Origin of the sequence: Bacillus sp. Je.9.29.b, from assembly GCF_051129925.1 — a bacterium.
GTDB lineage: Bacteria > Bacillota > Bacilli > Bacillales > Bacillaceae > Bacillus > Bacillus safensis.
The window spans coordinates 326175-337326 of record NZ_JBCPSO010000005.1 but is presented as its reverse complement, the minus strand read 5'-3'; the positions used below and the strand labels follow the sequence as shown (position 1 = coordinate 337326).

The following is an 11152-nucleotide window of genomic DNA, read 5'->3' as shown; positions in this document are numbered from 1 at the left end:
AGAAGAACTTCCCTTTCTAAGAAAAGGGAGGTTTTTTTGTTTTTAACTGGAAATATACCAATTAATGTCGATAGTAATATAGTAGGAAAAAAAAGGAGGATTTATCGATGAAAAAAATCATGTTTGCTTTCTTTCTATCATTGCTTCTCGTATTCCCAAGCTTTGCACATGCTGAAGAAACAGGGGCAGTACCAGCATCAGTAGAAGTAACAAGTGTCACAGCAGCCGATAGTGGAATAGTGAATTACGGCTATGGCAGTAAATATCGCGTGGGTTCTTATTATCCAGCTACGTTTAAAGGGACACTAAAAGATGCAAGCGGAAACCTCATGCCTAATCAGCCGATCAAGCTTTATTTTGAAGCAGCCATCAAATCATATGCTCAAACAGCGACAGGCACAACAGACGAGAATGGACAGTTTTCACTGACGTTTCAAGTTCCTGCAGGTGCAGGCTACCAATCATACAATAATGCAGGCTGGTCAACACATTACTACGATATCGTTCCAGTGACGTTCACGTCAAACGACATCAAACTATCTTCAAATGTCACAAGTGTGTACCATTTGGCATATACATCACGTTACTAATCTCATAGAAAAAAAGGATGTCATCAAGTGACATCCTTTTCTTTTTGTTAGCAAACCTGCTGGGCGGCAACCGAAAGAGTCGATAAACAAACACTCATCAGCCGTTATTCCCAGATTCGATCGAGCGTTTAACTTTTCATCTTGAGCTTTGATAGATAAGAACTTTCACACTTGAACTTTGATCCTTGAACGTTCAGCTTTGAGCTTTTATCAAGGATCATCCTAAGATGATCATCAGATGAGGAGGGAATGACCTTTCCCTCGGAGGTGTTTAGTCCTATCGATTTTCGGCTCACTAACAAAATCAATTAATCGATCTGTATTTTCGTTAGTGTATTGCTTTCAGACAAGGAAAAATCAACTTCCATTTGAAAATCTTCAATTTCTTTCGAAAGCTGTTCAATTTTCACTCGAAGGCGAAGCGGATCGATGATCACCGCCTCATTTTCAGCTAGAAAAGACTTCACGATCTCTTGGTTGGCAGCCGCTTGGGTCTTTCCATCTTTCCCAAACAAGGTCTCTAAATGCTGATCAAGTCTCATTTTCACATCTTCATTCGTTTGTTCAGCTTTGTCGACCAGCTCTTTGTACACCTGTTTCATTTTCCGTAAATAACGAATATCGTAGTCTATCGACGTCTTTCGTTCAATCGCCTCTGCCACCGTCATACGGACACCCGCCACATCAATCGTTGTTGTCGCATTTGATACAACGATGGCTGATTTGATGGCATTCCGGCGTTTGATTAAAGATCGAATCGATTGATCATCAGCCTTTGCCTTTTTCTCAATCTCTTCTTGATTCTGAAATCCGTGCTGTATATGTTTCCCGATCATCAATCCACCAAGTACGGCTTCATCAACGGTTCGGTTGATTCTTTTATCTAACATTTTCAGTTCACTTAATGCTCTTGTAATGGTCATTTCCATATTCACGACAACTCCCTTGGTTCATCCTGAAAATCATAGATTCCTATCATATACCAAAGTGTGCTTCTTTTACTAGTGATATCCTTTTTTGTCAGATGGAAAAAACCTGATGTTTATACACCAGGTTTTTCTCGTTTTTTCTGAATCCAAGCTGTCACGTAATAGGCAGCATAGCAGAGCGCAATGAAAGGAATGCCGCAGATGAGGGCAATCCGCTGATTTGGATCAAAGGCAATGCCGATGACAGATGCAAGACATAGGAGGAAGGCTGCAATCGGAACTACTGGATAGAGCGGTGTTCGAAAGGATAAATCATGAAGCTGTCCGCCTTCCTGTAAAAATCTTTTCCGAAACATAAACTGTGAGGCAGCAATCCCCATCCATACAACCACAACGGCCAGTCCAGAGATTGACACAAGGACAAGGTATACCGTTTCTGGTGCGATCACGCTTGATAGCAAAGAAAGAATACCACCGATCATACTTAAAATGAGTGCATTCAAAGGAATGCCTTTTGACGTCAGCTTCGCCAGTTTTTTAGGAAGTGTCCGTTCCTCAGAAAGCGACCAAAGCATACGAGATGATGCGTATAATCCTGAGTTTGCGGCAGATAAGATCGCGGTCAGGATGACAAAATTCATGAAATCTGCGGCATAAGGAATCCCGATACGATCAAATACCACGACAAATGGGCTTTTGATCACCCCGGCTTCTTCTACTGGAATCAAGCCAGCCAACACAACGATCGTTCCAACGAAAAACAGCACGAGACGCAGGACGGTTGTGCGAATTGCTCTTGGAATGGTCTCGTCAGGATTGACGCTTTCACCCGCAGCAATCCCAATCAACTCCGTACCTGAAAAAGCAAAATTGACAGCAAGCATCGTCATTAAAATCGGTAAAAAGCCGTTTGGGAAAAGCCCGCCTTCGCCAGTGAAATTAGAAAAGAACGGAGCGGCCTCACCGCCCTTTAATGGGATCAAACCAAACATGGCAGCTCCGCCAAGAATAATAAAGAGAATAATAGCCATCACTTTAATACTGGAAAACCAAAACTCTGATTCTGCAAAAAACTTGACTGTAAATGCATTCAGTAAAAAGATGAGAAGAGCAAAAACGCCACTCCACATCCAAACCGAAGTGTCTGGAAACCAGCGCTGCATTAATAGTCCTGCCGCTGTAAATTCCGAACCGAGTGCCACTGTCCACGTCAGCCAGTATAGCCAAGCGACCGTATAGCCTGTACCAGGTCCAATGTATTTTGTTGCATACGTATGAAAAGCCCCTGTGACCGGCATTGCGACAGACAGCTCGCCTAAACAAAGCATCACGAGGTAGACAATTAAAGCCCCGACAAGATAGGCAAGAATGGTTCCCGCAGGTCCGGCCTGATTGATGGTATACCCCGAGCTTAAAAAGAGCCCTGTTCCAATGACGCCGCCTAGAGAAAGCATGAACAGGTGCCGGCTCGTCATTTTTCGTTGATATTGTTGTGACTGATCTTTTGCTTGTTCCATGTCTTCCCGCCCTTTTGCTTAGAAGTATGTGTGATGATTCATGATGCTATGATGTGGTTCGTTTTAAGATGTCATTGATATCTTCTGGAGTCGTGCGGCAGCAGCCGCCGATGATATGCGCGCCGTCTTTGTACCATTGATGCGCACATTCGCCAAAAGTAAGATGAGACGTATCTCCGTTCCATACCTTTTCTTCAGGATCATATATTTCACCTGAGTTTGGATATACCACAATCGGTTTGCTCGTTCCCTTTTTCATTTCTTGAATGAGAGAAGTGATAAATTGCGGCGACGTACAGTTCACACCGACAGCAGCGATTTGTTCATAAGGCTCAAGCGCCTGTACACATTCTCGTATGGAATCACCTTCACTAATGTGCAGGCCATCCTTTGCGCTGAATGTGATCCAAGCAGATACCCCGCTGAATTCATCTTGCAGCAGCTTTGCAATGGTAGTTGCTTCAATCAGACAAGGAATCGTTTCGCATGCAAGAATATCTGCACCCGCTTCTACTAATGCCTGAATTCTTGGTCTGTGAAAATCAATGAGAGCCTGCTCTGAGAGCCCGTAATTTCCTTTATATTCTGAACCATCAGATAAATAAGCGCCGAATGGCCCTACAGATCCAGCAACAAATGGTTTTGTCCGTCCTTCACGACGCGCTTCATCCTGCCAAAAAAGATCACGTGCCTCTTTCGCTAAAGTGACAGAGCGTTTCATGAGTTCAATCGCTTCTTCTTTTGAATAGCCTTTTTCAGCAAAGCCTTCAATCGTTGTTTGGTAGCTGGCGGTTGTTGCACAGTCAGCACCTGCTTGGAAGTAGTCCAAGTGTACTTGCTGAATCAATTGTGGCTGTTCAATAAGTATTTTGGCTGACCATAAACGATCGTTTAAGTTACAGCCCTTTCGTTCAAGCTCTGTTGCTAATGCACCGTCTAAAATCAAAGGTGCGTGAGCCTGTAAACGGCTTTGAATAGGATTCATCGGAATCAAACAGCCTCCTTTTTAGATCGGAAATGATGGATATGATATGAGGCAGTAGTTTAAATGACTAAAGTGTTTTTGTCAAGGAGAGGAAAAAGCATCGTAGGGCGGAAAAACCCTGAAAACATGCGGGTTTTGATGCATAAAAATGCAGTCAAAATAATAGAAAACCAAGTCATTGACAGCCTCTAAAAAGAGATATATATTATGGAAAGATTGATTTCAGAAAGCTTCATCAAAAGGCGCCGTCTTTTGATTTTTATGTTGTCCAACGACTGTCTTCTTTCGTGCAGAAAGAGGGTTTTTTATATGCTCAAAAAAGGAGGAAAGAAGAAATTGAAAAAATGTGTAAAAGATATAGCGATGATTCTAGTTGGTTCTTTTTTATTTGCCGCAGCAGTGAACATGTTTGTCATTCCGCTTGAATTTGGTGAAGGCGGCGTCACGGGGCTGTCCATTATTTTTTATTATTTGTTTGAAATAGCACCGTGGCTGACGAACCTTGTATTGAATGCCATCTTATTACTTGTGGGATATAAATACTTGGACAAAAAGACCACGATTTATACGGTGGTTGCCGTTGCAAGTAACTCTCTATTTTTGCACCTGACCACAACATGGGTCGTGAATGTTCATGAATTGATTATTGGAGCGATTTTTGCAGGAATTATCATCGGAATTGGGATTGGTCTTGTGCTCAGAGCCGGTGGAACAACGGCGGGTTCTGCCATTCTCGGAAGAATTGCCAACAAGTATTTAGACTGGAACGTGAGCTATGCCATCTTGTTCTTTGATCTGATCGTTGTATTTGCTTCATACTTTATTATTGGTGCAGAAAAATTAATGTTTACCATTGTGATGCTGTACGTGGCGACAAAGGTGATGGACTTCGTGATAGAAGGACTTAACACGAAAAAGGCAGTGACGATTATTTCTTCATGCAAAGATGATATTGCGGAAGAAATCAATCACACCCTGGACCGAGGCGTAACGATTTTAAACGGACGCGGTCATTATTCAAAGGAATCGAAGGAAATTCTTTACGCGGTCATTCAAAAGCAGGAGCTCATGCGCCTTAAGAAAATTATTAAGAAAATAGATCGAGACGCATTCGTTGTTGTCCATGACGTACGCGATGTGTTCGGAGAAGGATTTGTAAATATATAAAAATGAGAAGACCCTAAAAAGGGTCTTTCAGCGTGTAGACAAACCCTCGCATTCTTTGTCAGTCCTGCGCGCTGGTGCTCACGAATGGTTACATTCGCTCCGCGCCAGTGCTCGTCCTTCCTAGACTGCAAAGGTTTTCTATCACGCTGAAAAGAAGACAAAGAGCTAAAAGACCCGAAAAAGGGTCTTTTTTTATTCTCTATACCTCTTGTCACACAATACTATGTAATGTATAGTATAAAGAGTTAGGAGTTGTAAACATGAATGCACAATTAAAAAAAGGATTACTGGAATTTTGTGTACTGGCGGTATTAAAGAAAGGCGATTCCTATGGTTATCAAATCATTAAAGATATGTCCCATTGTATTGAGATTTCAGAATCGACATTATATCCGATTTTAAAGCGTTTAGAGCAAAACAATTATGTGGAGACCTATTCCCAGGAACATAACAGTCGATTAAGAAAATACTACCGCATGACAGAAAGCGGGCGGGAGCATATGGCGCAGTTTTTAGAGGAATGGGATCAGGTGATGGCGATTTACGACTTTATTTCTGGAGGACAGGGCAATGAATAAAAAAGAATTTTTGAGCAGCCTAAAGAAGCATCTGCATCTTCTAGGTGACAAAGATAGTGATCGGTTTATCGAATACTACGATGAAATGATTGAGGATTATCAGGAAGATGGCTACAGTGAAGAGGAAGCGGTTCATCAAGTCGGGCAGCCTGCTATGATCGCTGAAGGGATTATGAAGGAACAAGGAATAAAAACCGTTCAGGTGCCGACGTTTGGAGAAAAAGCGACGAGACTCTCCATTCTCATTTTAGGCTTTCCGTTATGGGGCAGTATTCTAGCAACAGTCTTCCTGCTGATTCTTTCTGTGTATATGGTGATTTGGTGCATTCCACTCGTGACAGGTGCATTGACGCTTACTGGTCTGCTCGGCGGTTTTTGGAGCATCATTGGTTCTCCATTTATTTTTCAGGACGGTTTGCATGTGGTGGTGACGCAGGTTGGCGTTGGTATTCTTCTATTAGGTGTCGGATTATTAAGCGGCATAGCCACAGCGTATTTGACAAAGCTATTTGTGCAAATGACTATTCAAACCACTAAGGCATTCATGGGAATGTTTAAAAAGAAGGTCGTGAGAGTATGAACGTGAATGATTTAAAAAAGCAATGCATCAAATGGGGGATCATCTTCACCGTTGCCGGAGGAATTGTCATGGCAATTGGTTTTGGAATATCAGGCTTTGATTTAGATGCATATCACAACAATGACGAGAGTAACGTGTTCCGCACCATCAATTGGAGCAAGCCATAATAAATGAAAAAACCCGCTTATGCGGGTCTTTTTTTCGCTCGGGCCACAAAGAAGAAATAACAGCAAAGTGCGCCTAGATCACAAAGCATAATGATTAGACCCATTGGAAAGGCTGTTTGGCTTCCGGCTAGTCCGACAAGAGGTGTCATGCAAGCGCCTAGCAGCATTTGCGCCACACCGATCAGTGCAGCTGCACTTCCTGCATGCGCTCCGTGATGCTGCATCGCAAGAGACGGCGCAGATGTGCCGACAATTCCAACGCTTGAGACAACAAAAAACAGCGGAATCAGAATACCGTACAATCCTGCATCAATTGAGATCATGAAAAATAAAGTGACTCCCCCTAATGCAGCTGTCAGCAATCCAATGCGAAGAACTTTCTCTTCACCGATTTTCGCAGCGACTCGGGCAAATACTTGTCCAGCCGTGATAATCCCAAGACTATTTACCGCAAAGGCGGCACTAAATCCTTGTGGAGAAAGGTTAAAAATCTCTTGAAGCACAAACGGTGAACCAGAAATATAGGCAAACATTGCTGCGAAGACAAGACCTTGTGATAGGGCATATCCAACAAAGAGACGATCGCTCGCTAGAATTTTCATCGCACCTAGGATCTGTTTGAAGCCCCCAGTCTGTCTGCGTTCCGCAGGTAAGCTTTCTTTCAATGAAAACATTGATCTTAGGAGCATTAGCGCTCCGAGGATTCCTAGAAGAACAAACACACCCTGCCACGTCGTGAACCGTAACATTTGTCCGCCCACGATAGGTGCCGCTGCCGGAGCAACCCCGTTGACTAACATCAGCAGTGCAAAGAATTTCGTCATTTCTGATCCTTCATAATGATCTCGGACAATGGCTCGTGCAATGACAATGCCAGCTGAACCAGCAAGTCCTTGAATCAATCTAAGAAGAATGAACGTCCAAATCGATGTGACCACTGTACAAAGAAGGGATGCTGCAATAAAAATGATCAATCCAATCATGAGCGGCTTTCTTCTGCCGACTGTATCACTGATTGGACCTGCAATCAGCTGTCCAAGAGCAAGTCCAATCAAACAAGCCATGAGACTTAACTGAGACAGCGCCGTGCTTGCTTCAAAGTCACGGGCGATATTAGGTAAAGCAGGTAAATACATATCCATTGCCAGCGGAGCAAGGGCTGTTAAAGATCCGAGCAATGCGGCAAGGAGAAATCGATTTTTTTTCGATTCTTGGGGATAAGATAAAGAACTCATATGATGACAACACTCCTCGTATACTTCCTCAACACAGCATAATGAATCAAGCGTTCCTTTTCAATGAAAAATTTTCAGAGATGATTCCGTGCAAAATGATTGATCTTTCGAATGAGACTCTTTACATTGAATGAGTAGAGAAAAAAGTAAGGTGATCGCATGCAGTGATTGCATGATACGTATACCCACTAATAGAGAGCAGGAGGTGCTGACATGAAGCAGCAAGAGCTGATTATTCGTCAAGCAGTCAAAGAAGATCATGAGGCCATCACACGCGTGCTGATCAAATCCTATGCACAGTATGAGCCGCAATTTACAGAGGAAGGCTGGCAAAAGTATTCTGCCGCGCTTGCAGCAGCTGTAGATAATCCGAACATGGAGCTGATGCTTGTGGCGGAACATGACGGCAAGGTCGTGGGGACGCTGCAAATGTTCCGGTCATCAGAGCAAGCGTATGACAAACCCGAAATGGGCATTACATCAGCCATCGTCCGGTTTTTAGGAGTAGATCCCGATGTGAGGGGAAAAGGCATTGCAGAATCATTGTTGCGTAAAAGTATTGAACTGACGCAATCATGGGGCGAAAATGTCCTGTATCTTCATACATCTGATAAAATGCAGGCCGCCATTCGCCTATATGAAAGAATGGGCTTTGAGCGTGCGCTTGATAAAGAATTTGTGAACCAAAATGGGACACATGTCAAGAGCTATCAATATGTGATCAAGAAAGAACAGCCGGCAGGTTCATAGTATAACGTGCAGCAAAAGGAAGAGCTTACCTCCATGACAAGCTCTTCCTTTTTTCAATTTACGCCCACAGTGCCAGCGCCCAATAGGATACCACCCACGAGATGAAACCGAACATGACAAAGAATTTTAACATGCGCTCATAAGGAGACAGCTTTCGTTCTTTCTTCGTTTTCACCAGCTGCCAATAAAGGACATAGCCGCAAATCATGAGGATGATTTGTCCAAGCTGTGTAAAGTTTTCAAGAATCGTGATTCCGTTCATTTCTTTCACCTCATCATAGGTCTTCCATAAGTAAATGAGGCAATCCTTTATTTCTTCAGAAAAAATCGGTGTATACTGGAAAGAAACGAGATGTTTAGAGGGAGTTGTGACATGTTGTTTTCGCTGCATGTGGATCGTTGGGATGAAGTCATCGAGAGAAAAATCAAATACGATCAGAAAGTTGTGGAACATACCTGTCAGCTGTTAGATGCACAGGGACAGCAGGCTGTGCTGTTTCATAAGATTGAAGACCCGTTTACGATGAGGGCAGGTGCTGGTTTTCTAACCATTCCAAAAGGGAGCTATACGACCGCTTATTATTGGAAGGATCGTCCATATAACATATATTTCTGGAGAGATGATCAAGGGAAGGAACTAGGATCTTATTTTAATATTGTGGGAGATACACAGTTCAACGCCCAGCTGGTCATGTTTGAAGACCTCATTATTGATCTTCTCGTTCTTCCGACTGGTGAAGTCTATGTACTGGATGAAGATGAATTGCCGGAGAGTTTAGCGGATTTTGAGAACGGCGCAGTACGCCGGGCATTAGAAGGCGTGACGGCTTCGTTAGAAAAAATTCTCGATCAAGTGAGGGCAGATGCCGAAGGGAAATATCATCACAGCTTGTTTGAGCCGATGTTGAGATAGAAAAAACGATTCCTCGCTGAAAGGAATCGTTTTTTCTGTTAGACCTTAATACGGTTTAATCGTTTTTGTAAATTGGTTTTTGTTTTGGAGGCTTTTAGCTGTTTGACAGCGCTTTGAGCCGCTGCTTTTGTTTTCTTTGTTCGTTTGGCTTCCGCTTTTTTGACCTTTTGTTTAGCGTCCGTCACTTTCTTTTGATAAGCGACTTGTTTTTTGACCTTGTCAAGCCGGTTTTGCAGGCTTGTTTTTTCTTTGCCTTTATTTAGTTTTTTGATGGCCGTTTGAGCACTTTTAATAGCGCCCTGTGTTTTGTTCTTTTCGGCTGTTTTGACCTTTGCGCGTGCCGAGCGGATATCAATGGCTGCTTGGACTTTCTTCACCCGTTCTGTGAGTGCTGTTTTTTGCTTGCTTGCAGTGAGCCGGCCAATTCTTGTTTTGGCTTGATTGACATCTGCCTGCTTTTTAGATGTTTCGGCTGTTTTGACAGCACTGGCCGCAGCCTTTAAAAAGGTGGATTGCGGCACATATTGCACGCGGCCATAGCCGAATTGCGGATCCTTCCCTTTTGCACCAAGATCCACTGTATAGCTGCGCAATAAAGTGCGAAGCTGTGCATTTGTTTTCTTCGGATGAAGCTGCTTTAACAGTGCCAGCATTCCTGTGACATGCGGCGTGGCTTGTGATGTCCCCGTTGCATACCAATATTCATTTTTTAAATAAGTGCTGATGACGTTCTCGCCAGGGGCAGAAAATTCAATCCCTTTTCCTGTATTCGAGATAGACGCGAGTTTGTCTTTGGAAGTTGTTGCAGAAACGGCAATGACACTATTGTAAGCGGCAGGATAGCTAATATCATTCTTTTTCCCATCATTTCCGCTTGCAGCGACTACAAGCAGTCCTTTTTTATAGGCTTCATCTACTGCTGAACGCAAGATGGGGATATTGTCTTCAAAGCCTAAACTTAAATTAATAATGTCCATCTTGTTGGTAATCGCCCAATCGATGCCTCGAAGCAAACTATACAGGTCGCCTTCTCCCTTTTTATCTAACACTTTCACAGCATACAGCTTCACACCGGAAGCGACGCCGACTGTTCCATAATCGTTATTAAGCGCACCAATCGTGCCGGCGACATGTGTGCCATGTCCTTCATCATCTTTATAAGAGGATGTGTAGTTCACGAATGATTTACCGCCGGCTACCTTTAAATCCTCGTGTGAGAAAATGCCAGTATCTAATACGGCGACTTTTACATTTTTACCAGTGACGCCTTCTTTTATTGCTTGCTTGATATTTAGTTTTTGCAGATTGTAAGATTTTTGTACCAATGCATCCTGATTAGTTGCAGCGGCTGTTTTCTTTACAGTAGAAGCCGCGAGTTTGACCTTTACGTTTTTTGAGACGTAAGCGATGTTTGGGTCTTTTTTGAGTGAGGTGACCGCTTGTTCATCTGTTGTCACAGCGACAGCGGGAAGATGTATGTACTGTGCGTTCACTTTCTCACTTTCCTCAATAGCTGTTTGTTTTCCTTTTTGATTTTTATAGACGATGATGACATCTGTTTCTTTTGGCGGTGCAGCTGCCTGCGAATGGAAGGGCAAAGCAGTTGTCAACGCAAGAAGAAACGCAATGACGATAAGTAATTTCTTTTTCAATGCGTGGCTCCTCTCATCCGATGACCTCGGTCTTTTTTTCTCTATTATATCGGAGAAAGCAGAGGGATGGGATAGTAGAATTGTCGTCT

Annotated in this window: 13 protein-coding genes; 7 read left to right on the top strand and 6 right to left on the bottom strand. The window is 43.1% G+C overall.

What is annotated here, in order from left to right; genetic code table 11:
* Positions 1 to 107 precede the first annotated feature (107 nt).
* Complete coding sequence (locus tag AAZR19_RS12500) at positions 108 to 590, top strand: Ig-like domain-containing protein (RefSeq protein ID WP_041106180.1); 483 nt, start codon at positions 108 to 110, stop codon at positions 588 to 590.
* Positions 591 to 898: 308 nt separating this feature from the next.
* Here AAZR19_RS12500 and AAZR19_RS12495 read toward each other — a convergent pair whose 3' ends face one another.
* The 3 genes from AAZR19_RS12495 to mmuM all read right to left on the bottom strand — a co-directional run bounded on the left by AAZR19_RS12495 (position 899) and on the right by mmuM (position 4021).
* Entirely contained in the window at positions 899 to 1519 is a 621-nt protein-coding gene (locus AAZR19_RS12495; protein WP_087976297.1) for a hypothetical protein, read from the bottom strand.
* 113 nt (positions 1520 to 1632) lie between these two features.
* A complete protein-coding gene (gene mmuP, locus AAZR19_RS12490) occupies positions 1633 to 3036 on the bottom strand; it encodes an S-methylmethionine permease (RefSeq protein WP_024427433.1) in 1404 nt (467 codons plus the stop codon).
* A gap of 46 nt (positions 3037 to 3082) precedes the next feature.
* On the bottom strand, positions 3083 to 4021 hold the full coding sequence (mmuM, locus tag AAZR19_RS12485) for a homocysteine S-methyltransferase (protein ID WP_434703327.1): 939 nt from the start codon (positions 4019 to 4021) through the stop codon (positions 3083 to 3085).
* A 336-nt stretch (positions 4022 to 4357) separates the two neighbouring features.
* On the opposite strand from mmuM, the gene AAZR19_RS12480 reads away from it, so the two are divergent.
* The 4 genes from AAZR19_RS12480 to AAZR19_RS12465 all read left to right on the top strand — a co-directional run bounded on the left by AAZR19_RS12480 (position 4358) and on the right by AAZR19_RS12465 (position 6513).
* On the top strand, positions 4358 to 5188 hold the full coding sequence (locus AAZR19_RS12480; protein WP_024424393.1) for a YitT family protein: 831 nt from the start codon (positions 4358 to 4360) through the stop codon (positions 5186 to 5188).
* A 260-nt stretch (positions 5189 to 5448) separates the two neighbouring features.
* Positions 5449 to 5766: a PadR family transcriptional regulator gene (locus tag AAZR19_RS12475; protein WP_024424392.1), complete on the top strand. Its 318-nt coding sequence runs from the start codon at positions 5449 to 5451 to the stop codon at positions 5764 to 5766.
* A complete protein-coding gene (locus AAZR19_RS12470; protein ID WP_041106184.1) occupies positions 5759 to 6346 on the top strand; it encodes a DUF1700 domain-containing protein in 588 nt (195 codons plus the stop codon). The genes AAZR19_RS12475 and AAZR19_RS12470 overlap by 8 nt, the downstream gene beginning before the upstream one ends.
* On the top strand, positions 6343 to 6513 hold the full coding sequence (locus AAZR19_RS12465; protein WP_164512186.1) for a hypothetical protein: 171 nt from the start codon (positions 6343 to 6345) through the stop codon (positions 6511 to 6513). The genes AAZR19_RS12470 and AAZR19_RS12465 overlap by 4 nt, the downstream gene beginning before the upstream one ends.
* Positions 6514 to 6530: 17 nt before the next feature.
* Here AAZR19_RS12465 and AAZR19_RS12460 read toward each other — a convergent pair whose 3' ends face one another.
* Complete coding sequence (locus tag AAZR19_RS12460; RefSeq protein ID WP_076840654.1) at positions 6531 to 7748, bottom strand: multidrug effflux MFS transporter; 1218 nt, start codon at positions 7746 to 7748, stop codon at positions 6531 to 6533.
* Positions 7749 to 7961: 213 nt separating this feature from the next.
* Between AAZR19_RS12460 and AAZR19_RS12455 the strand changes: the two genes are divergently transcribed.
* Complete coding sequence (locus tag AAZR19_RS12455; RefSeq protein ID WP_434703324.1) at positions 7962 to 8498, top strand: GNAT family N-acetyltransferase; 537 nt, start codon at positions 7962 to 7964, stop codon at positions 8496 to 8498.
* 58 nt (positions 8499 to 8556) lie between these two features.
* Here the strand turns inward: AAZR19_RS12455 and AAZR19_RS12450 are convergent, their stop codons facing one another.
* Positions 8557 to 8760, bottom strand: a complete 204-nt coding sequence (locus tag AAZR19_RS12450) for a hypothetical protein (RefSeq protein WP_076840656.1) — start codon at positions 8758 to 8760, stop codon at positions 8557 to 8559.
* 111 nt (positions 8761 to 8871) lie between these two features.
* Here AAZR19_RS12450 and AAZR19_RS12445 point away from each other — a divergent pair, with 111 nt between their 5' ends.
* On the top strand, positions 8872 to 9411 hold the full coding sequence (locus tag AAZR19_RS12445; protein WP_434703322.1) for a DUF402 domain-containing protein: 540 nt from the start codon (positions 8872 to 8874) through the stop codon (positions 9409 to 9411).
* A gap of 38 nt (positions 9412 to 9449) precedes the next feature.
* Here AAZR19_RS12445 and AAZR19_RS12440 read toward each other — a convergent pair whose 3' ends face one another.
* Positions 9450 to 11063 (bottom strand): S8 family peptidase, encoded by a 1614-nt coding sequence (locus AAZR19_RS12440; protein ID WP_256928174.1) that lies wholly within the window; start codon positions 11061 to 11063, stop codon positions 9450 to 9452.
* Between the last annotated feature and the right edge of the window lie 89 nt (positions 11064 to 11152).